Annotated in this window: 22 protein-coding genes; 15 read left to right on the forward strand and 7 right to left on the reverse strand. The window is 55.4% G+C overall.

All coding sequences use genetic code 11. The features are described 5' to 3' along the window. Positions 1-562: 562 nt before the first annotated feature. From ISX84_RS22880 to ISX84_RS22900, 5 genes are all read left to right on the forward strand, one after another. On the forward strand, positions 563-1,024 hold the full coding sequence (locus tag ISX84_RS22880; RefSeq protein ID WP_195822743.1) for a GNAT family N-acetyltransferase: 462 nt from the start codon (positions 563-565) through the stop codon (positions 1,022-1,024). Positions 1,025-1,152: 128 nt separating this feature from the next. Further along, positions 1,153-1,656 carry an SOS response-associated peptidase family protein gene (locus ISX84_RS22885; RefSeq protein WP_195822744.1) on the forward strand — a complete coding sequence of 168 codons (504 nt, stop codon included), beginning with the start codon at positions 1,153-1,155 and terminating at the stop codon, positions 1,654-1,656. 510 nt (positions 1,657-2,166) lie between these two features. After that, a complete protein-coding gene (locus ISX84_RS22890; protein ID WP_195822745.1) occupies positions 2,167-2,775 on the forward strand; it encodes a VPLPA-CTERM sorting domain-containing protein in 609 nt (202 codons plus the stop codon). Positions 2,776-2,822: 47 nt separating this feature from the next. Further along, entirely contained in the window at positions 2,823-3,422 is a 600-nt protein-coding gene (locus ISX84_RS22895; RefSeq protein ID WP_195822746.1) for a VPLPA-CTERM sorting domain-containing protein, read from the forward strand. A 48-nt stretch (positions 3,423-3,470) separates the two neighbouring features. Further along, positions 3,471-4,064, forward strand: a complete 594-nt coding sequence (locus tag ISX84_RS22900) for a VPLPA-CTERM sorting domain-containing protein (RefSeq protein ID WP_195822747.1) — start codon at positions 3,471-3,473, stop codon at positions 4,062-4,064. Positions 4,065-4,468: 404 nt separating this feature from the next. On the opposite strand, the gene ISX84_RS22905 is transcribed toward ISX84_RS22900, so the two are convergent. The 5 genes from ISX84_RS22905 to ISX84_RS22925 all read right to left on the reverse strand — a co-directional run bounded on the left by ISX84_RS22905 (position 4,469) and on the right by ISX84_RS22925 (position 11,161). Continuing rightward, entirely contained in the window at positions 4,469-6,457 is a 1,989-nt protein-coding gene (locus ISX84_RS22905; RefSeq protein WP_195822748.1) for a putative bifunctional diguanylate cyclase/phosphodiesterase, read from the reverse strand. Positions 6,458-6,928: 471 nt separating this feature from the next. Next, positions 6,929-8,248 (reverse strand): adenylate/guanylate cyclase domain-containing protein, encoded by a 1,320-nt coding sequence (locus ISX84_RS22910; protein ID WP_195822749.1) that lies wholly within the window; start codon positions 8,246-8,248, stop codon positions 6,929-6,931. Positions 8,249-8,429: 181 nt separating this feature from the next. Continuing rightward, positions 8,430-9,563: an aldo/keto reductase gene (locus tag ISX84_RS22915; RefSeq protein ID WP_195822750.1), complete on the reverse strand. Its 1,134-nt coding sequence runs from the start codon at positions 9,561-9,563 to the stop codon at positions 8,430-8,432. A 47-nt stretch (positions 9,564-9,610) separates the two neighbouring features. Further along, positions 9,611-10,177, reverse strand: a complete 567-nt coding sequence (locus ISX84_RS22920; protein ID WP_195822751.1) for a nuclear transport factor 2 family protein — start codon at positions 10,175-10,177, stop codon at positions 9,611-9,613. An 84-nt stretch (positions 10,178-10,261) separates the two neighbouring features. After that, entirely contained in the window at positions 10,262-11,161 is a 900-nt protein-coding gene (locus tag ISX84_RS22925) for a LysR family transcriptional regulator (protein WP_195822752.1), read from the reverse strand. A gap of 103 nt (positions 11,162-11,264) precedes the next feature. On the opposite strand from ISX84_RS22925, the gene ISX84_RS22930 reads away from it, so the two are divergent. Then, the gene (locus tag ISX84_RS22930) at positions 11,265-12,197 is read left to right on the forward strand and encodes a DMT family transporter (RefSeq protein WP_195822753.1); all 933 of its coding nucleotides are present in this window, start codon (positions 11,265-11,267) and stop codon (positions 12,195-12,197) included. A gap of 161 nt (positions 12,198-12,358) precedes the next feature. Here ISX84_RS22930 and ISX84_RS22935 read toward each other — a convergent pair whose 3' ends face one another. Beyond that, the gene (locus tag ISX84_RS22935; protein WP_195822754.1) at positions 12,359-12,784 is read right to left on the reverse strand and encodes a MerR family transcriptional regulator; all 426 of its coding nucleotides are present in this window, start codon (positions 12,782-12,784) and stop codon (positions 12,359-12,361) included. A 188-nt stretch (positions 12,785-12,972) separates the two neighbouring features. Between ISX84_RS22935 and merF the strand changes: the two genes are divergently transcribed. The 8 genes from merF to ISX84_RS22970 all read left to right on the forward strand — a co-directional run bounded on the left by merF (position 12,973) and on the right by ISX84_RS22970 (position 20,840). Beyond that, positions 12,973-13,419: a mercury resistance system transport protein MerF gene (gene merF, locus ISX84_RS23515; protein WP_326838785.1), complete on the forward strand. Its 447-nt coding sequence runs from the start codon at positions 12,973-12,975 to the stop codon at positions 13,417-13,419. Continuing rightward, complete coding sequence (locus ISX84_RS23330) at positions 13,395-13,619, forward strand: GDCCVxC domain-containing (seleno)protein (protein ID WP_229884518.1); 225 nt, start codon at positions 13,395-13,397, stop codon at positions 13,617-13,619. The genes merF and ISX84_RS23330 overlap by 25 nt, the downstream gene beginning before the upstream one ends. Positions 13,620-13,997: 378 nt before the next feature. Then, positions 13,998-14,945, forward strand: coding sequence for a FecR domain-containing protein (locus ISX84_RS22945; protein ID WP_195822755.1), 948 nt, complete (start codon positions 13,998-14,000; stop codon positions 14,943-14,945). A 35-nt stretch (positions 14,946-14,980) separates the two neighbouring features. Next, positions 14,981-17,689 (forward strand): EAL domain-containing protein, encoded by a 2,709-nt coding sequence (locus ISX84_RS22950; protein WP_326838786.1) that lies wholly within the window; start codon positions 14,981-14,983, stop codon positions 17,687-17,689. 534 nt (positions 17,690-18,223) lie between these two features. After that, entirely contained in the window at positions 18,224-18,652 is a 429-nt protein-coding gene (locus ISX84_RS22955) for a c-type cytochrome (protein WP_195822757.1), read from the forward strand. A gap of 17 nt (positions 18,653-18,669) precedes the next feature. After that, positions 18,670-19,107 (forward strand): c-type cytochrome, encoded by a 438-nt coding sequence (locus ISX84_RS22960; RefSeq protein WP_195822758.1) that lies wholly within the window; start codon positions 18,670-18,672, stop codon positions 19,105-19,107. 9 nt (positions 19,108-19,116) lie between these two features. Further along, positions 19,117-20,412 carry a multicopper oxidase family protein gene (locus tag ISX84_RS22965; protein ID WP_195822759.1) on the forward strand — a complete coding sequence of 432 codons (1,296 nt, stop codon included), beginning with the start codon at positions 19,117-19,119 and terminating at the stop codon, positions 20,410-20,412. Then, positions 20,409-20,840, forward strand: coding sequence for a c-type cytochrome (locus ISX84_RS22970; protein ID WP_195822760.1), 432 nt, complete (start codon positions 20,409-20,411; stop codon positions 20,838-20,840). The genes ISX84_RS22965 and ISX84_RS22970 overlap by 4 nt, the downstream gene beginning before the upstream one ends. Here ISX84_RS22970 and ISX84_RS22975 read toward each other — a convergent pair. Further along, positions 20,837-21,361, reverse strand: a complete 525-nt coding sequence (locus tag ISX84_RS22975) for a Crp/Fnr family transcriptional regulator (protein ID WP_195822761.1) — start codon at positions 21,359-21,361, stop codon at positions 20,837-20,839. The two genes, ISX84_RS22970 and ISX84_RS22975, sit on opposite strands and share 4 nt — an antisense overlap. A gap of 63 nt (positions 21,362-21,424) precedes the next feature. Between ISX84_RS22975 and ISX84_RS22980 the strand changes: the two genes are divergently transcribed. Next, entirely contained in the window at positions 21,425-22,000 is a 576-nt protein-coding gene (locus tag ISX84_RS22980) for a hypothetical protein (RefSeq protein WP_195822762.1), read from the forward strand. The last annotated feature ends 220 nt before the right edge of the window (positions 22,001-22,220 follow it).

Consider the following 22,220-nt stretch of genomic DNA (forward strand, 5'->3'; position numbering starts at 1 on the left):
TGCGCAACACCAGACAGCCATCCAGATCAAAGCCAACCAGATGGAAAAAATCTTTACCAATATCGATACCGATGGACATCAACTCATCAGAACCATTCTTTGCCATGCTACTTCTCCATTTTGCAGAAATAGGCCAAGCCTAACCTGCTGGGTGAAGCAGCCGGTACGTCCCATTACCTACCGTATGCTGCGGCGTGTTCGAACGTTCGCTTTTGGGAACGAAAGGGTAAAGCTCTTATTCGCAATTTGTATAGACATCCCAGCTGAAATGGGTTGTCGCTCCGGGTAACTGCCGCAGCTTCCTCATAATAGCATTGTCGTAGAATTGAGGATACATAGTGCCCTTGCCTACCCTGTCGGACCTGTCGGAGCGAACACCCATTGCGTTCTAAACGTCGTGTGGCGATAGCCTTCAAGTTATGAGATGACGCGAATTTCGCTTTTTATCGTTGGCTACATAATAACTACTGACCTTAATTTGTTGCCGTTAATTGTGGCTACAGTTAACGTTGTGACGCCCCCGCTCCAAGCAACAACAGCAAGAAAACTAAAAAGGAAATCCATGCCCGGTACCATTTCTATCCGAAGTTATCAGGCTGCGGACTGGCAACACCTATGCACGATTCACGACATGGCACGACGAGACGAATTGGCGTACACTGTTGGAGTGGCGGCCTTCCGCTGTTTAGAAGACACTTTTGAGGAAGAAGGTCTTTTCGACGATGATCTTGTTGTGGCGGAACTGGGTGGTGTCGTTTCCGGATTTGTCGCCTTCAACCAGTTTGAAGTTACTTGGCTTTACGTCCACCCTGCGTATTACCGCCGCGGTGTTGGTCGCGCCCTTTTGCGGTACATCATGCAGCAGAGTAGCAGCTCAATACGTATTGAGCTGCTTGAGGGCAACACGCCCGCTCAGCTGCTTTACGCGTCAGAGGGATTTGTCGTGACCGACCGCCGCAAAGGAAAACTGATTGGAAACGAGAGCTTTTCGGCCGCTGGCCTTGTCCTTCAGAACGGCAAATAACCAGTCTGTGACCTGACAGAACGCTCATGCTGCGAGCAAAAAGTCAGATCTCATAACCATTTTGCAAGCCGTGCTGCTGAGCATTAACTCAGACAATGCGATCAAGTGGAACCAGACATTCAAACGTCATGATGGGACGGCAAGTCTGTTCGCGCTTCCGACCTTTGCGGCTCAAATCCAATGTCGGCTTCGGGGCTGATGTGGCTACTCTCGATGACGCTGGCAACCGTGAGCTAGTGGAAATGTCGTGGGGCTTCCGGACGCCAGCGGTTTCGAAGAAAACCGGAAAGCCGATCAAGCCAAACGCCTGGAACAACGCCCGCGACGACAAGCTGCTGATCAGCGGACTCTGGAAGGCGAGCTTCATCAAGCGTCGATGCCTGATGCCGGTATCAAGTTTGAACGAAACGAAAGGGCAGCAGCCGGCGACGGATTACTGGTTTGTCATGAATGGCGAGGGCGACGACGACCGGCCGCCCTTCGCGATCGCGGGCCTATGGCGCCAGGAACAAGAGGATCTGCTGGATCCGGATCATGCTCGCCGGGTCCACACGATGGTGACGACGGAGGCCAACGAACTGGTAGGGTCGATCCATGTGAAAAACCGCATGCCGGTGATCCTTCATCCTTAAGACTACGACACGTGGCCGACCGGCTCAGTGGAGGACGTAGCCGCTCTCCTGAAGCCGTTTTCGGCCGCAATGATGCGGATTGCGCGGCAGGTTCTGGGTGAGCGTGCCGATCCTCTCGGCACTTGAACCGGCGAGCCTTTCACTGCAGTCGATCAGGCCAGTAAAGTTATGCGGTTGCCGCTGTCACCATAAGGGCAGGCACTGCGGGTAAGTGCCAAGTGACATAACGGTAAGAGAGCGGATCCCGGAAGTACCAGCGAACCGCCAAAAGGATCACGTCCTTCGGAAACCGACGCTGCTTGAACGGATCGCGACGCGGCATTGGCCAGCCCTCTCGGTTTTATCGAAACTTGTCTCGCCGCTTCGACGGCTTAATGCGACAAAGCCATCTCAAACGTCGTTTCGGACAAATATGAGCGCAAATAGGACAAAACGGCCAGGCGCACTTTATCGGTCGCACCATGCGTGCTGAACTAGACCGGAAATTATTCCAATAAAGTTGAGGATTTCATGAATCTCTTGAGGATCACTCTTTTTTGCGCGCTCACCGCCGCAGCACTGCCCGCCCATGCCACCACGGTCACGCTCGATCTACGACGTGAAGCCGTGCCTGACTTCAGGGACCGCTATGTCAACAACGGTGACAGTGTGAGTGCCGGCGGCTTTGTGCTGACGTTCCAGGATGTGAACATAAAATCGACAAGTACCGGTTCTGCGAGCCGCTCCGGCATGAGCTTCAACAACTTCTTCGACAATACCATCATCACGCTCGATGTGGTCTTCAACATCGATACCATTATCGACACCTACGACATCGGGTTTACCCGGAACGCAGGAGACAAAACGTTCCAGCTCAGCGGGGTCAACGGCACCTCGGGCGCGAACAGCTTCGGGTCGCGAGGGATGAATAAATTCGACATGGGCTCAATTCCGTTCTTCAAGGCCGGTGAAACCTACACATTTAGCCACAACGTCAACGGGTTCAGCCAACACTCCCTGCTCAGCGGACTGGGGGTCTCCGCCGCGCCGTCCCCCGCCGTGGTGCCGCTGCCCGCCTCGCTTCCGCTCCTGCTCGTCGGTTTCGGCGCCATCGGCTTCCTGCGGCGACGCCGGACCTGAGCGCCCCGGCTTTTGCATATTTTAACAAGTACCGAAGGGATTGGCCCATGAAACTGTTGAAGATCGCGTTTTTCTGCGCCCTCGCCGCCATAGCCCTGCCCGCACAGGCCGCCACCGTCACCATGGACCTTACCAACACCGTTCCGGGTTTTCAGGATGGATTTGTCAACAGCGGCGACACGGTCCGCGCTGATGGCTTTTCACTCACCTTCCGGAACATTGAGGCCAACGGTTTCTCGTACTCCAAGGTGGACTCTGATGGAACATGGTTTGGGCTCTCAGCTGGAGGCGAAATTACCAGTGTCGATCTGGTCTTCGGCGTCGATACGATCGTCGAAACGTACGACATCGGATTTGGCCTTGGAACTGGCGCCGACACTGCGGCGTTCCAGATCAGCGGGGCGAACGGCACCTCGGGTCTCAACAGCCTCGACCCTGGCGGGACATACGCCTTCGACATGGGCACGATCCCGGTCTTTCTCGCCGGTGAAACCTACACCCTGACAAATAACGCCTTATTCGCGACTATCGCGGCCTTCGAGCTGTCCAGCCCGCAATCCCCCAGCGTGGTGCCGCTGCCTGCTTCTCTGCCGCTGCTGCTGGCGGGCTTTGGTGCCATCGGCCTCCTGCGGCGACGCCGGACCTGAGCGCCCCGGCTTTTGAATTTTTTTGAAACACACCAAAGGGATAGACCTATGACACTTCTGAAAATCGCGCTCTTCTGCGCCCTCACCGCCACAGCCCTGCCCGCACAATCCGCCACGGTCACACTGGACTTGACCGATAACGCGCCGGCATTTGCGGATAATTCCGTCAATAATGGGGATACGGTGAGAGCCGGGGACTTCTCACTGACCTTCCAGAACACTCAAACCCGCGGCGGGTCTGTCGAGGTAGACGCCTTTGGAATATACCTTGGCGATATCGGTTGGGAACTACTTGTCAGCGTCGATCTGGTCTTCGGCGTCGATACGATCATCGACACATACAGCATCGGACTTGCGACCAGCTCCGCAGAGTTCCAGCTCAGCGGGGCGAACGGCACCTCAGGTCGCAACGACATCGGATCGAGGGGCACATTCGCCTTTGACATGGGCACCATCTCGATCTTTCTGGCAGGCGAAACCTACACGCTGACACATAACGCTGGTTTCGCGAGCATCAGCGCCTTCGGGCTCTCCAGCCCACCGTCCCCCGCTGCGGTGCCGCTGCCCGCTTCTTTGCCGCTGCTTCTGGCGGGCTTCGGCGCCATCGGCCTCCTGCGGCGGCGCAGGGCACCTGCGGCATAGGCGGTTCGTACCAGAGGCGGCACTTTCTGCTGTGCAATCGAATCTCAACGGCTGAACATCGGAATTTCGTGCGGCTCTGAGTTCTCGCATAGGTTGACCTCCCGGCTTGGGCCTGTCGCTGCCACGGTTGCGGAGCGAAGGCCGCAAAACCCACGTCTCCGGCAGGGGCGTTCCGACACCCACAATCCGTCTCGCGACCTACCGGCAGGCTCTCTGCTGAGACGGTCCTATTCTACGGACAGGCCCGATGTCACAGTCGCCGGTAGCGCAGGCGCTGACATCATTGAAGGTTCCTCAGCAGGGCGATGGATTTGCTCGGGGTTTCGCCAAATTCCCGTCGATAGAGCTTGGTGAAATTGCTGACGTCAGACAAAGGCAACAGCGAACCCGAACCAGTTTTTTCACTACCCATCCTTGAGCGAATGTCTGTTCCTCTCTCCCTTGAGTTCCGCATAGCTGACTGGTTTGCCAAGCAGGTAGCCTTGCACCTCGTCACAACATTCCTTCACCAGCGCCATGAATTGACGCTGAGTTTCGACACCTTCGGCTGTGACTTTCAGATCAAGGGCATTCGCGAGCGCGAGAATGGATCGGACCAGATCCTCGGAGCGACGATCATTGTGCATGCTCGCGATAAATGTCTTGTCGATCTTGATCTTGCTGAATGGGAATTGCGTCAGATACGACAGTGAGGAGTAACCGGATCCAAAATCGTCGAGGCTGATCGCAACGCCGAGAGCCGCGATCGCCTCCATCGTTTCCAGTGTTTTTTCAGTTTCTTTGATCATAACCGTCTCGGTGACCTCAATCTCGAGACGGCTCGGGTCAAGTCCGGAAACCTTCAGCGATGAGATGATATCCTCGACAAGGTCAGATGTCATGAATTGAACAGGAGACACATTGACTGAAACACGGGAGGTACTGTCCAGACCGGCAATATCGCTGCAGCTCTGGATGAGGGCCCAACGCCCCATCTCGGATATCAAACCAATCTGTTCTGCTATGGGAATAAACTCTTCCGGGGACACCGCTCCCCGAATAGGGTGCTGCCAACGCATTAATGCCTCGTACCCGACCGCTTGATTGCTGTGCAGCTCGTGTTGCACCTGATAGTGCATCTCCAATTCGCCGTGTTCCAATGCGGTCCTTAGATCTCGCTCAAACTCGCGACGGTTGCGCTCCTCTTCGGCAATTTCATCGTCAAAAAGGACAACCTTGCCGCGGCCTTCGCGTTTTGCTTTGTAGAGAGCTAAGTCAGCACCAATCTTGAGATCGGAGCTATCATCGCCAAACTGAGACAAGGCAATTCCGATTGAGGCGCCCACGTTCGATTGCACTCCGTCAATCATGATCTGCTCTGTCGCGGCGGTTTGCAAACGCTCCGCCAATTCAAACGCGTCGTTGTCGGAGAGACACGGAACCGCAAATGCAAATTCATCACCACCGACACGGGCCGCCAAGTCGCCGTCGTTGACGACATCACCGAAGCGCATGGACAGCTCCTTCAGTAGAGCATCACCTGCCGCATGGCCTTGGCTGTCGTTGACCGCCTTGAACCGGTCGAGATCAAGAAGAATGACAGCAACTTTCTTGCAACTTAAACGTCCTGAATGCCAGTCATCAAGCATGTGCAGCATCGCCTCGTCAAATCTACGGCGATTGAGAAGCCCGGTTAGTCCGTCGTATTCCGCCAGATACCGGGCGCGCGTCTCTGCCTTGATGAGTTTTTTTTCGCGTTCGCGGGCTTCGGTTACGTCTGTATAAGTAACGACGCCGAGACCGCCATCGTAGCGGCCCGCAATGGCGATAACTTTGCTCCCAACCTGTCGTTCCGCCGCCACCGGTCCTCCGTGGGTCAGGTTTTGGCGGAGGCTCTTAATGTGGTCGTCTCCCGCGTCTCCATAGTCACCTCGATCAACAGCGAAACGCACCATATCGAGCCAATTTCTTCCTGGATCGACCAGACCAGCTGGCAGATCCAGCATCTCTGCAACCTTGGAATTGCTCCATAGAATTTGTTCACGGTCATGTATCATGAGGCCTTGAGCCATGATACTGGAAGTCTTTTCGAAGAATGTCCTTCCGAGATCATGGTTACGTATCTTCTGGAAGACGATGCTGGTTAACGATCCCACGGTTTCGGACCGCAAGCTCCATCCGGCCTCGTGGGCCTGACGTTCCAACGAATTTTCATTCAGTTCCTCTGTTTCAGTGAAGATCATCGGGACCGGAGCGCCGTGAGACAGAGTGGACGGATCAAGAGAGAGAAAATTTGCAATTTCTGTGCTGGCGAAAAGCACATTCTGCCCGTCATGCACCAATGTGCACACGTCCGAATTTGTCGAACCGGCAGGTTCGATTTCTCCTACTAGCGAAGGGATCCCGGTCGGCATGTCGTTCTCGCAAAGTGATAGGAGCTGCCATACATCCTCATTTTCGCTTCGAAAGCGCTAATTTGCGGCGAGAATAAATCGTCGATTTTAGTTAAAGCGATGTGCGGTCACCAACGAAGCTGAACCAAAGCCGCCATTCATCGAAGTCAAAGCATCGGTCACTCTGGGCTCACAGCGGGCTTGTGACAGCGCAGCAGGGGATACTCCCAATCAACCAAGGCACGCGTCGCTCGCGGCCCAATCCGGTCACTCGACGAACCAACAGTTTTCTGCGCGTGCAGCCCGCATAGCGGACATTGACCGTGACTGCGTTTTTTTGACATTCCCAAGTGACCAAAGAGCCGACGAAGCCGACCTTTGTATCGGGCCCTCGCTTAAGCAGCGCTATTTCGCGCGCGCTGCGTTCCACTTGTCGCGATGCAGCATAAATCATCGAAGCACTTGCCCAAGAACCACAAGGAATTACGCGGCCTACGAAGCGGCGAAAACCTCGATTTGCCCGTCAACGCCTCTGATCGGATGCGCGCCAAGACGCGTCAACTCCATAACATCGCCTACGACAACCCCTGTTGCTTCGTCCAGAAGAATGGAGCTTTTCAGATCTTTTCCGAGCCCTTCCAGCCGCGATGCCAGGTTCACGGCGTCCCCATAGACTGTAAATGACTGACGCGTTTCGTTGCCGATAATGCCCGTAACCAAATCGCCACTCGCAATCCCAATTCGCACGTCAAAGCCTTGCGTTTTGGCAACTGTCACCAGGTCTTTGGCGGCTGCGAGCGCCGCCGTTTCATGGTCGGTGACAGATACAGGCGTGTTAAATGTCGCCAGAAACCCATCGCCCAGATAAGACAGAACGACCCCTCCTTTTTCAGACACGACTTTGGCTGTGTCAGAGAGCAATGCGTCCAGCGTCTCAATCACATGCTCGGGCGGATGCTGGGCCGAAAACGCCGTGAACCCAGCAACATCCATAACCAGTGCCGTGCCCCGTGTTCGCTGCGGTTTGAGCGGGGCGTCATCTTCGATCAACCGGGTCGCGATCGCTTCGGGCACATGTTTTCCCAACAGGCCAGAGACGCGTTCGCGCAAGGATTTTTCTCGTTGTCGGTCGATATCGGCAGCCACCTGCGTAAAAAACACCGCGCGTGCACGGTAGACGGCAGAAGCCAGTGCAAGTGTCGCGAAGAACACCATGCCCGTTTCCTCGATGCGGTTGCCGCGCCCAATGAAATCAATCGACAAAAACACGCTTTCATAATCGGCCCTAGTTGCTTTCGTCGGCATATCCGCCCAGGACAGATAGCTGCCCATCTGGTTTTGCACCCAGATAAACGCCACCCACCATGCTGCGATGATCGTGCCCCCGGTCCAAAGCACCAGCCGCCACGAGAGGCTGAGGCATGCCATCGCGAGAAGTGGAAACAGAAAATAGATGCCGTATGCGCGAAACGCGATGATCTGTGGCACATCATCTGCCCGACTGATCGGCACTAGCGCGAAGACCGCGCAAATTGCACAGACATCCAGTCCGTAAATTGCAAATTTGATCCAGGGCCGATCATATGTGGTACCGATAATCGCGACATGAGCAACACCGACCGCTGTAAACGCCAAAAGCACGCCGATGGTTGCAAGACGGGGGGTCACCTCGGGAAACAGCACAGCAGCAAGCACATACCATATGAATGCGGCACCCGTTGCCGCCGTACGGCACGCCAAGGCGATGCGCAGTCCGGTCTGTTCAGCTCGGATAAGCCGCGCTGCAGACTCCCGTTCGAAGGTATCATCCATCACATATGCCTTTTGAAACAGTCCCGCTTGGATATAGATCGTGCGAAAATTATTGCCCCGAAACGGCGACTACCGTCCCGGACGCATCCCGATTTCCTCATATCCTCCCGGCCTGCCGTCCTTTCGTGGAAGGTGAAAAGGCATGGCCCTTTGCAGAGCCATGCCAAGTCATTTCAGGACATCAGGCGTCCGGTGCTTCGACATCAGACCAGTCCGCGACCAGTTGTGGGGCGCGACCGCCTTGGACCTCGATGCTGTCCAGTGCGGCTCTGATCTCTGCCAGTTCGCCCGGCGTGAAGCTGACATTTGCCGCCGCGATGTTGTCGCGCAGGTGGGACATCTGCGTGGTGCCCGGGATCGGAACGATGGTGTCTCCCTGTGCCATCAGCCAGGCAAGCGCGATCTGGCCAGGCTTTACCCCTTTCTGCGCGGCCCAATCACGTGCCAGATTAACCAGCGCCATATTTACCGCCCGGTTGTCCGGGTCCATGCGCGTGGTAAGGGCGCGGAAGTCGCTGGGCGCGAACGTGGTCTGCATATCGATGGCCCCGGTCAGGAACCCGTAGCCAAGCGGCGCAAAGGGCACAAAGCCAATCCCAAGCTCAGCACACAGGGGCAGGATATCCGCCTCCCGACCGCGCCACAGCATGGAGTATTCGCTTTGCACAGCACTTACGGGCAGAATCTCATGGGCACGGCGCAGCGTGTTTGGCCCCATCTCGGACAGACCCCAGTAGAGCACTTTGCCCTCATCCATCAGGTCCTTAACGACACCCGCAACCTCCTCGATCGGGACGTTCGGATCAACGCGGTGCTGGTACAGCAAATCAATCCGATCCGTGCCCAGACGTTGCAGCGATCCTTCAACCGCGCGGCGAATGCGCTCGGGCTGGCTGGTGACAGAAAAGTCCCACTCTCCCGTCTCCGGATCGACGCCAAACCCAAATTTGGTGGTTACCTGAATGTCATCGCGAAACGGCGCCATCGCCTCGCCCAGAATGCGTTCACATTCGAAGGGGCCGTAGACCTCTGCGCAGTCAAAGAAAGTCACCCCTTGTTCATAGGCCGAGCGGATAAGGGCGATCATCTCATCCCGGTCTGGCACGATCGAATGGAACGTGCGGTGCATGTTCTGTACGCCAAGGCCAAGCTCGGACACTTCCAGATTGCCGAGCAGCCTACGCCCAGCTGCCACTGTGCCCGTCGTTTGGGCGCTGACATGGGCGGCACCCAAAGCGACAGTTGCCGCCGCGGCCGGTATGCCGGCCAGAAACGCGCGGCGGTTGTGGTTGATGTCTCTATTTTCGTTGGTCATTTGCTAACTCCTGAGGGTCAAAGAGGTGTTGGCGGGTTGAAGCGGTATCAGCTTCCAGGTGTGTTCCGGACAAAGTCATTGCCGCGTTCGGCGGTGGCAAAAAAGCTCATGCCGTTTACACGCCAGCCTGCTTCGGTTTGGAAAAAGCTGTGCTCATAGATGCCCCAGACTTCCCAAAGCGCGTTGCCACCGTTTTCGGCCAGCGCACCGCGCTCCATCTTGTTCCAGGCATAGCCGTGGCTGACCATGGTGGCCGATCCATCGGCCTCGAACCTGATCCTGTGATTGCCACGCAAGTGGAAGGACTCTTTTTCTTCAGTCAGGTTCCCAGACCACCCCGCGATGAGCACGTCTGCGGGGATTTTCGCAGGCTCGCCGCCCATCAGAGAGGTGAAGTCAACGCGGATTTCATCGGTAAAGAGGCTGCGGGCCAGTGCCCAGTCCTTGGCATCCACGGCAGCGTCTATCGTATCGGCCACCCGGATCATCTCGGCATGATCGACCAGGGTTTCCATCGTAATCGGTGTGCCGGCCGTTGTGTCAGCAATGGTTGGCAGAGTTGTAGCAAGGGCAATCGCCGTACTTGCAAGAGCGGTTTTGAGAGTGCGTGTCATGATGTGTCTCCATCGGTGATGTGTGCTTCGATGGGTTCAACATGGCAGTCAAAAGCGATAATTAAAAAGTCTGTTAAGGCATATTTATGATGCCTCACCGGCATCAATCTGCAAAACCGTATCAACCAACAACTGGGCAAGACTGCCAGGCGATTTCTGTGTCAGAAACAGAAACTCAATCGGTACGGATAACCCTTCGACGGGGCGAAACTGAACCCGACGCGGCGGGCGGTGCATATTTGAGGAGTTGACAAAGGCGCATCCCACACCGGCGGACACAAGGCTAAGCATTGTCGTCTCGTCTATGGCTTCCTGCACGATTTGCGCATCAAACCCGATTTCCCGCAAGGCAACGAACATTTGATCATAATAGGCCGGGGCCACAGCCCTGGGAAACGCGACGATGGGCAAGCCGTCAATTTCTTCAAACGCCAGAGGGCCATCACTCTCAAAGACCAGATCCGTCGACGCGGCCAAGACGACATTGTCTGTCCGCAGGTGATGCACGGCCAAAGCCTCATTCGATATATTGTCTTGTCGATAGACAAACGCGGCATCGATCTCTCCGGCCAAGAGCGCATCAATCTGTGCCACAGATGACATCGGTCGAATGTCGAGTCGGATACGGTCATGTCTGCGCTTGAACTGGTTCAGCGTGAGCGGCACATGCCCGGCCCATGATGCCGTTTCCAGCAGGCCAACCCGAAGGCTTCCCGCTTCGCCTTGCGAAACCCGGCGTGCGCTCTCTGACGCGTCCTCGGCATCTTGCAGGATCGCACGCGCACGCTCCGCGAAGACCCACCCAGCATCTGTCAGAACCACACGGCGCCCTTCACGCAGGAGTAGATCAAAGCCCAGCTCCAACTCCAGATCCCTGATTTGTCGGGAAACGGCGGGTTGTGCGATGTTGAGACGTTCCGCCGCGTGGCTGATCCCACCATGATCAGCAACAGCCACAAAGTAGCGCAGGTGACGAAGCTCCAATGCATATCTCCAAGGTATTGGTTTGATCCAATACTAGCATTGGAAGGCATGAAGCCAAGCGTGCATCTTTGGCTGGAAACAATACAAGTTTGGAGCGACGACCATGCCACGTCTTTTTGACAACCCCGTCATGGGACCCCTGTTTGGCGCAATCACTATTCTCAGTTGGGCCGGGTTCAACGTTGCAGCGAAGGCCGGAATAGATGCAGGCATGTCGCCCGCTGCGTTGAGCTTTCTGCGCTATTTGACACCCGGTATGTTTGCCATTCCGTTGTTGATTTGGCTGCGGTCCCGCGCGACCGCTGTTCGCTTGCCAATCCACAAACTGGTTGTTCTGGCAATTCTGGGAGGTCCATTGTTTGGCCTGATCGCAGTGGCGGGTTACCAGTTTGCGCCCTTGTCATACGGATTACTCTTTGCCCCAGTCGCGGTTTTTGTCTCTGGAACACTCCTGGGCATGCTCCTGTTGCAAGAACATGTTGCGGCACCGCGTTTGCTGGGCGCGCTGATCATGTTTGGGGGGCTTTCACTGCTGGTCGGCATCGAAACAACGGGCGTTGGCGAAAGCTGGCTGATGGGCGTTGGTTTGTTCGTGACCGCTGGAACGATGTGGGGCGCTTACACAGTCCTGCTGCGTCATTGGCAAATACCAGTGCTCGAGGGCACAAGCACGATTGCGTCCTTCGGAGCAATACTCGCCGCGATCGCACTCGCTCCGTTTGCCTTGCCCTCCCTTTCCGAAACTGAATTGCCAATGCTTTTGACCCAAGTCGCGATGCAAGGCTTCGTCGGAGGTATCCTCAGCGTCGTTGCACTTGTCGCCGCTCTGCAACGTCTGAGCACACAAACAGCTGCCTTGCTGCCGACATTTACGCCCGCAGTCGCAATGATGATTGCATGGGTGGCATTGGGAACAAAACCTGAAACTATGGAACTCGTCGGCACCTTGGTTATCTTTTTGGGGTTTGCTTTGGCTGCACGAAAGAAGTTCGTTCTTGCGGCGACCCCGGCCCGGCACTTAGTGACTAAGAGTTAGAAATTCTTCAGTTTGGCTGAAGCGGCCCAGAGCTGCCGTTCGTCCCAGATCTCGCATGCTGCGACGCGGCCCGCCAGACCGGACTTTCGCCGCGACCGCAAGATCGAGTTAGACCCAAACCACACATTAGCGGGACTTTTCTGCCGTTCACGGGGGCCAATTTAGTGTCTGCTTTGCTCTGATCCGGATTCGCCAAAGCCGTCTTTCATGAGGGAGTCCAGCATCGGACAGTCCGCGGTTCCGTCGTCACAATTCGAAGATAGGCTCAGAAGTGCTTCGCGGAGGCGTGTCAGGTTTTCGATCTTGGCGTTGATTTCATCCAGATGATTTTCCGCCAACGTCTTCACCTCACCGCAACTTCGATCATCTTGTTCAGTCAGCGACAGGAAGGTCTGAATGATTGAGATTGGGAAACCCAAGTCTCGACATCGCCGAACGAACCTCAATTTCGCAATTTCATCGGGTGAATATAGCCTGCGCCCTCCCGCTGAGCGGCCCGGCTTAGGAACAATGCCTTCGCGCTCATAGTATCGGATCGTTTCGATGTTCACGCCGCTTTGTTCTGATGCCTTGCCGATGGTGAACATTTTACTTGCTCCTGTAGCCACTACAGGAACTAAAACCGCAGTATGGACATGAACGCAAATCAACAAACAGCGACTGAATCCGGCGTAGCAGCGCGGCTGATCATGGCATTCGCGGCACTTCTCGCATTGTTGTCAGCCTCATGCTGTGTGTTGCCAATCGGGCTGTCCATCATCGGCCTCGGAGGTACATGGCTCACGATGCTCGGGCCTTTCATTGCGTATCGGGGTTTCATCCTTGTCGCAGTCGCCATAGCGCTCATCTGGGCGTGGTATCGGGTGATAAGGCTCAGAACATGCGCAATGCGTCAGCGATCCGCTATAGTCTGGGTTTCCTTCGCAACCATTGCCTTCTTGGTTGCACTGTCATCGCCATATTGGGAAGCCTCAGCACAACGGTTCATGTGGGATTTGTGGAGATCGACCCGATGAAGAACAAATTGCTGGCCCTTGGCCTTGGCGGCACAGTCTTGGCGATCCTCTGCTGTTTCACGCCGCTGTTGCCGATTGTGCTCACAGCACTTGGTCTTACTGGTCTGCTTGGCATTCTCTACAACGATGCTGTTTTACTGCCGATCTTGGCAGGTTTTCTCATACTGACGGGGTACGCGCTATGGCGACGGAAGCAACAAAAGTAGTCTTGGAATCTACCTTGACCTGTCCATCTTGCGGGCATGTCGAGACTGAGACTATGCCTACCGACGCCTGCCAGTGGTTCTATGAATGCAAGTCATGTCAGACGGTCTTGAAACCGCTCGAAGGTGATTGCTGCGTATATTGTTCATACGCAACCGTGCCATGCCCACCGATCCAAGAAGGCAAGTCGTGTTGCGCATAGCGGGCTTTCGACACATCGCAGCAAGTCGGTAGGTCTGAGGCTCAATCGAGACCTTAGCCGCAGCGTGCAACGATGATCGCTTAAAGCGGACTTCTGCAGTCATTCAATTTCTCACTATCGCTGACGCAGCATATACTTGCGAACGCGGTACATCGTTCGCTGTATCGCAGCCGAGTTTACCCATTCCGCCATATAGAGCGTGGAGTTGACCAAAGAGCTCGCTTCAGCACCGGAATACGATACGTTTCGTCTGCAGGTCTTGCTCGATACGGCAAAACGGAAAAGAACCATTAACCAATTTCCTACAAACCACGACCTGGTTTTAAGTTCTTTTACTTCTTCACGGCATTTCTTCAGCACTTTTTGAAGAGGTAAACCATGTCTTTGCGCATACTTGTCACGTTTGTTTTTCTGATCAGTGCTGCTGTCCAAGCTGCCGCTGAAGGGTGGGAACTCCAGCGCGCGGATGGGAACGTTCGCATTTCAGTCGATGGGAAGACCTGGAGCCGTGCAAAGGACGGGACGACCCTGTCCAGCGGAACCTGGATCCGAACTGGCCCGCGCAGCCGCGCGATCCTCGGTCGCGGAGTTGAGCGGATCATTTACCGTGCGAATACACTCGCGGCGGTCTCCGTTTCTCAGCCGACGGGTCAAACCACGCAGGTCACTCACCAGCGTGGATCTGTCTTTTTGTCTGTGGTTACCAAGCAGCGTAAACGCACCAGCGTTGTCACACCGCACCTGGCCGCCGTCATTAAGGGGACGGTTTTGGAGGTTACCACCAACCAGCAAAGCGCATCCGTTCGGGTCGACAAGGGCGTTGTCGAGGTCCGCAGCGATGAACGCAGCGTCGATGTCGAAGCGGGTCGTGAGGCCGTCTCCGATGGTCAATCTCTGAGCGTCGCTGCTGCAGAAGTGACCAGTCAAGTTCCGGGTGCACCGAATACCTTCAGCACCGAATTGCGAGAAGTTCCCGCGTCGAACAGTCAGAACAATGGGCGCGCGGCAGGACCTGCCAATACCGGCAACAACGGCGTTGGTAACGGCAACGGCGTTGGTAACGGCAACGGCGGCGGGAACGGCAACGGCGGCGGGAACGGCAACGGTGGCGGGAACGGCAACGGTGGCGGGAATGGCAACGGTGGCGGGAATGGCAACGGCAACAATGGGAATGGAAACGGCAACGGTGGCGGGAACGGTAACGGCGGCGGGAACGGCAACGGCAACAACGGGAATGGAAACGGCAACGGTGGCGGGAACGGCAACGGCGGCGGAAACGGCAACGGCAACAATGGGAATGGAAACGGCAATGGAGGCGGAAACTGACACCCTCCTCCCATGTCATGCGGCATTTGCTTATCGTGCATTTGATTGTCGCCGCGATCCTCCTGGCTGATCGCGGCGGCTTTTTACGTGGGCTGAATGACCGCGTGGAAGACATCAGGTCAGGTCTACTCGACCGCAGCGCGTCCGGCGATTTTGTGTTTGTGGCGATTGACGCAGACTCCATCCGCGCTGTGGGCACCTGGCCCTGGTCTCGTCAGGTACATGCCGACATCCTCGAAAACCTGTCCAGAGCAGGCGCTATTGATGTCTTTTTTGACATCGACTTTGCATTCCCTGCCGATCCGGCTGGTGATGCTGCCTTTGCAGCAGCTCTGGACAGATCGGGGAACGCCTACTTGCCCGTCTTTCAACAGCTCAGCCGCACAAACAGCAGCGAGGAAACCATCAATTGGCCCATGGAGGATTTTGCGCAGCGAAGCTGGCCCGCACTGGTCAATGTCTTCGGCGATGCGCAGGGGGCAATCCGCTTCTATCCGTACGGCGCGGTAATCGCGGAAGAGTATATCCCATCAGCCGCTGCTTTGATCACCGGCACGTTTTCGGAGCGATCCGGCAGCTTTCCGATCAACTACGCCATTCGACCGGACAGCGTACCGGTTTTGTCTGCGGTCGACGTCGCTGAAGGCAGGTTTGAAGCGGATATGATCGCAGGGCGTTCAATCGTCGTGGGGGCTTCCGCTATTGAGTTGGGCGATCTCTTTGCGGTTCCTGTCCACGGGATTATCCCAGGACCACTTGTGCATGTCTTGGCAGCCGAGACCCTGGCGGGTGGTATCGTCCCAGCGACACTCGCGACAGGTTGGATTTTGCTGGGCTTGCTTGTGCTGTTGCTTTTGTTCCAGATGCGGGCGTTCCGAAAGCCGACGGCTTTGATCACTGCCGCTGGGCTGGCCCTCGTTGCGAGCGAGGTTGCAGCTTTCGGGGTCTTCGCGCGGCATGCCATCGTGGTTCCCACAGCACCTCTGTACCCAGGCCTGCTTGTCTTTTGCAGTTGGTCGCTCCTCTGGCGGTTGAAGGTCAACAGAACAATCATTGCCAGGCAACGGCAGGAGGTCGCCAACACCTCAGCTCTTTTGCGGCAGGTTTTCGAGGACAGCTTCGATGCCATCGCCATCGTCGATGAGACGGGCAGAGTGCGGATGCACAGCGATTCCGCAGCGCGTCTGTTCGATTATACCGACACACAAGACCTGATGCTTCCTGCGCGGCTAAAAACCGAAGCTATGACGGCGATGCGGGCAGGCGGCGATGGGGCAATGCGCACCTACGAGTCCCTCGGCAACGGCACCGCCCTGCACCTGGAGTATACGGTCACGCCGTCGGAGACCGTGACCTTCGATCAAAACAAAGAGCAGACGGTTCAGATTGCCACACTGTCGATGCGCGACGTCACAAAGATCAAGCAGCAAGAACGCGATATCGCCTATCTTTCCAGCTACGACGCACTCACGGGCGCCCTCCGGCGCAGCGTTTTTCTCGATTTCATCAAGCTCCGTGCAGAGGCAGGCGAGTGTTTCGCGATCTTTGTATTCAATTTGAGCCGCTTCAAAACCGTGAACGTCGTTTTGGGCCGGGATGTCGGGGACGCTCTTCTGCGACATGTCGTCAAGCGTTTGGAAGAAGCAGAGTTGAACATCTCTGCTGCTGCACGCCTTGGCGGAGACACGTTTGCATGCTTCACCGAGTTCGCGGTGGATGACACCGACGTGCAAGACCTGGCGCATCGCCTTTGCGAGATCATCGGCAAGCCTTACGAGCTTGAAGACTCCAACGCCCGCGTCGGCCTGAAACTTGGTTATTCCATCATTGATCCCGGCACCGATGTTTCGGCTTCGGATGCGCTGTCCCAGGCCGAGGAGGCATTGGATGCTGCCAAGCTGGCCGGAAACGATGCCCCTCATCCTTACAACCCCGCGATGTCAAAGAAGCAGTTCCGGTCCCGGGCGATAGAGCGTGCGATGGGTCGCGCTTTGGACCGCGAAGAGTTCGAGGTCTGGTATCAGCCACAGCATCGCGTTGATGACCTCAAGCTCATAGGCTCCGAAGCTCTCTTGCGCTGGAAATCCGATACGCTTGGACAGGTCTACCCTGACGAATTCATCGAAATCGCGGAATCAACGGGTTTCATCAACGAATTGGGGGCGTGGGTTCTGGACAAGGCGGTGCGTGACACGATGCGCTTGCCCCCTCACATGAGCGTTGCCGTAAATGTCTCAGGCGTTCAGATGACTTCGGAGAACATCGTCAGCGACATCAACAGGCTGTTGCAAGAGACCCAATTCCCCGCCGCGCGCCTCTGTCTTGAACTTACAGAGACGGTTTTGTTCGATGGGACAGGGGAACTGGTGGAAATGATGCGCGATATCCAGTTTCGAGGTGTCTGCTGGGCCTTGGATGATTTCGGAACGGGTTATTCGTCGCTTGGGTACCTGTCGCAGCTTCCAATCGAAAAACTGAAAGTCGACAAATCCTTCATGCTTGGCCTCGGCACCGACCCAGCCGCAGAGCCGATCCTGACTGCGGTTGGAGATCTGTGCCGCGGTCTTGGCATGACTCTGCTGTGCGAAGGCGTGGAAACCGACGAGCACCTGAAATTCCTCCAAACCAGAGAAGTCGCCGAGGCTCAAGGATACCTCTTTGGCAAGCCGATGCCGTTTTCCGACTTCCAAGCATATGCGACCGACAGCGCGACATCGAACCGGCGCGGCAAGGCCAACAGTTAGTGGCTAGCCGATAGGAGATGCACTGACGCGCTGCTTTGGCAGAAGCGCTGTGCCGCAGCGATCAGCCTGCCGCATATTATAAGCCATGCAGCAGCAAACAGAGATTGGAAACAAGCCTGATTTTGCCTGCTTCTTGTGAAGCACCAGTGCCAAGTCTGCTGCAGGCCGCACCCATGATCAGTTGTCCCGCTGCTGAACTGCGGCAACTCTTGGATCAACACAGCAACTCTCCCCGCGAAGTGCGCCCACAGCAAAAAGAAAAGAAATAACGGGTTGGGCTCTGAGCAGACTTCCGACGGTTTCGGTCGGTTGACGGAACCAGCCCGAAATCGACATTGGATTTGCACACCACAGGTCGGGATCGCGGGGGAAAGCCGCCTTTCGCTACAGGCGCATCTGCGTCCGCGTTCGTTTTCGCAAGGAACTTAGCGCGGTGAGCATGGCAATCTGGATGCTCACGAAAGTGTCAGCTATTCCCACTTGACCTTCCACTTGCTGGAAGCCGCATGAAGGGTGAAATATGGAAATTTCGACATGCGAGCAGTACAGATTTTGGTCTTTCTTATCGGCGTGGCGGCTCTTGCCTACTGGTTTCCGGTCGAGCCTGAACCGCAAGCCTCTCAAGTCCCGCGTGAACCCGACTCGGCAATTGTTGAGACCATCGTTCCAGAAAAGCTGTCGACGAACGCGCAAGTTGGAAAAACAGCATTTGAAGCAGCTTGCGCATCATGTCATGGCGTGAACGCTGTTGGCCAAGTGGATGTGGCTCCTCCATTGGTGCACGTCATCTATGAACCGTCGCATCATGGTGACGAGGCTTTCCAGCGGGCTGTGGCAAACGGCGTTCGTGGCCACCATTGGCCTTTTGGAAATATGCCACCAATCGAAGGTTTGACGCGCGGTGATGCTCAGATGATCATAGCTTACATTCGTGAGATGCAACGCGCCAACGGCATCAACTAATCGGGACATTTGATACGATGGTGAAATCCAACATTATTCTCTGCATAGCCTTACTATTCGCCGGAGCTGCCTTTGCTCATTCTGGCGTGAAAAATGCCGCTGTTAAGGCGCGGATGGACGCGATGAGCGGGATCGGGGCAGAGATGAAAGTCATTGGTCAGATGGCCAAAGGCGTGACGCAGTTTGATCAAAACGCAGCGCGTGCGGCTGCCGCTGCTATAGCGAAACACGCGGCTCAAACACCGGCTTTGTTCGAAGGAAAAGAAGACGACCCTAAATCTGAAGCCAAAGTTGAGATTTGGGCAAACTTTGAAGACTTCAAGCAGAAGTCGTTGGAGCTGGAAAACACTGCTCTTGGTCTATCCACGAGTATTGCCAATAAAGCTGACCTTGCAATCGCGATGAAGTCTCTTGGTGCAAGCTGTCAGTCTTGTCACAAATCGTATCGAGAGTAGGGACAGAAAATGGATCGCCGAACGTTTCTTTTAAGCACTGGAGCTGTTCTTGCTCTCCCACATGCGGGATTAGCGAGCCCGTCTGTGCTGCGTGCGGAGCCGGTGAAGGCACAAATCCTGCCCGAAGGAGATGGCACGACGGACATGCTTGGGTTCAATGGTTCAACTCCGGGCCCAGAGCTTCGTGTGCGCCAAGGTGAAACGCTGACGGTGCGGTTCGACAACCAAACCTCTGAAGGGTCGTCACTGCATTGGCATGGCATCCGCTTAGACAATGCGATGGACGGTGTGCCTGGCATGACCCAACCTTTGGTCCAGCCCGGCGAAAGCTTTGACTACAGTTTTACGACACCGGACGCTGGCACCTTCTGGTATCACTCTCACAACCGGTCATGGGAACAGGTTGCCAAGGGGCTGTACGGCCCACTTATTGTTGAAGAAGTCAATCCGCCTCGGGTCGATCACGACATCACCGTCATGCTGGATGATTGGCGGATAGAAGAAACCGGCGCGCTGATGGGTGGCTTTGGCAATATGCACGACTTCGCCCATGCCGGACGAATGGGTAATTACGCCAAAATCCTTCCTTCACAAAACAGCGTTCGCATAGGCGACCGGATCAGGTTGAGACTTATCAATACAGCAACTGCGCGTGTTTTCCCCGTTCGTTTCGAAGGACTCTCAGGACAGGTGGTTGCGCTGGACGGCATGCCACTTGCAACACCGCGTCCCATAGAGGATTTCGAAATAGCACCTGCGCAACGCGTTGACCTCATCGGTGATGTCACCAGCGCAATCAAATTTCTATTTATCCTGCGTGATGACATTTACGAAATGGGCAGCCTGAAAATCGAAGGTGAAAATCTCACGCCCGCCAATACGCCCGTTGAGGCTTTGCCAGCCCCAAATGTTTTACAGCCAAAGGAAACCCCCGACCAATCATTGAGCTTAAAGATGGAAGGCGGTGCCATGGGTGGTCGGCACGCGGGCGACGATATTTGGGCCTTCAATGGCGTGTCTGGGTTTAAAGATGCACCGTTTGCCCGCTTCAAACGTGGCGAGACCGCCCATTTCGAACTGATCAACGACACCAGTTTTGCACACGGCATTCACCTTCACGGGCACCATTTCTACGAGTTGAACCGAGATGGATCGGTTGGCGATTTGCGTGATACATCGTTGGTCCAGCGCGGTGCGTCTCAAAAGATTTCCGTGGTTTTCGACAATCCAGGCAAATGGCTGTTGCACTGTCATATGCTGGGCCATCAGGCATCCGGAATGAAAACTTGGGTAGAGGTGCTATGAAGTTTGTGCTGACGACTATCATGGTTTTTGCCACGGGTTTTGCATACGCCGCCCATGAGTTAGATGACCGGGACTTGGAAAGTGGCAAAGCGCTCTATGCAGAGCACTGCGCTTCGTGCCATGGAGCAAGCCTCGAAGGTCAGCCCAATTGGCAGACTGCGAATGAAGATGGCGTTCTGCCCGCGCCGCCTCACAACGAGCGTGGTCACACGTGGCACCATGATAACGCGCTTCTGTTTCAATATACGAAACTAGGAGGAAAAGAGGCTTTGGCAGCTCGGGGCGTGAACGATTTCAACAGCGGGATGCCGGGATTTGGTGACTCATTGAGCGATGATGAGATTTGGAACATCCTGGGGTTTATTCGATCAACATGGCCCGCGCGTATCCAGGAAATTCAGGCGGTACGAAATCCTCCGCACAACTAGGATCGCCTGCGTGCCAACTCTCGATAAAGAGCTTCCGGGCTAACCGACAGCTCATGTGCCACAGATTGCCACTCTCCCTTTTCTGGCAAAGGCCCGTACTCGGCCAGCCAAGCATCAAGTCGATCAGCGACGGCGCGCAACGAGCGAATTTCTGCGCGCATGCGCGTAAACTGCACCGTGCGCGCTAAGTGGGCAGCCCATTCTTCTGCTAGATCAACGTTGGATCGAAGGGCATCGCGAAACTGAGCGCGGGGCATCGCAGCTATTGTGGATCGCTTCAATGCCAAACAATCGCAATGATAGGCGTCGGCGTAGGCTGAAGCTTCTGCTAGCACTTCGTTGTCGGTTGCATGTTGTAAGTACGCCTGGCCTCCAGACGGAAGCGTGCGAACCAACGCTGCACTTCCTTGGCGAACATAAAATATGTGTGCGACCGGATCGCCAGTTCTGAAAACGGTTTCTCTCGCATCGAAGTGACGATCAGAAGCTTGAAGGAAAAGCGAAATTATCTGAGATGACATGATAAAGATCATATGAAGATGGAATTGGTTGCGCCAGATAAGATGCAACCAACGGAGATATTCATGAAAATCTGGTACATTATCTTTGCAGGGCTCATTTTCGGCGCACCAGTTGCAGCAGAAACCAAAAACCAGCTCTACAAAGGCTTTGACGCACGCGATATCAGCAGCCTTTCAGAAGCAGACATCGAAGCCCTCCAAAGTGGCGCGGGTTGGGGCTTGGCACTACCTGCCGAGTTGAATGGTTATCCGGGCCCCGCTCACGTGCTGGAGTTGAGCGAAGAGCTGGGCTTGAACGAGCGACAAATGGCAAGTGTACGAACGATTTTTGAGGGAATGAAAGAAGACGCAATTGCCAAAGGAAAAGAACTGATCGAAGCCGAGAGGAGGCTAGATGAGGGGTTCAAGTCGGGCAATTTAACAGCAACTATGTTGACTGAGTTGATTGCCAAAACAGAGACGGCGCGCGCTGAATTGCGCTTTGTTCACCTCTCGCGCCACTTAAAAACCATTGAGATTTTGAACGACGAGCAAATTTCTGGGTATGCGATACTGCGTGGATATGGCTCAGACCTTTGCGAAGTAGTCCCCGAAGGTCACGATGGTGAAATGTGGCGAAGACACAATGCGTGTGATTGACAGTTTCGAAGCAGGCATTCGCCGCACAACAGAAAATCGGTAGCTAATGGGATGTACCGGCTGCTTCACCCAGCAGGTTAGGCTTGGCCTATTTCTGCAAAATGGAGAAGTAGCATGGCAAAGAACGATTTTGATGAGCTGATGTCGGTCGGCATCGATATTGGCAAGGATGTCTTCCATCTGGTTGGTTTCGATTACGATGGGCGTCTGGTGTTGCGCC

Source organism: Roseobacter sp. MH60115, assembly GCF_015644665.1.
In the GTDB taxonomy this organism is placed as follows: domain Bacteria; phylum Pseudomonadota; class Alphaproteobacteria; order Rhodobacterales; family Rhodobacteraceae; genus Roseobacter.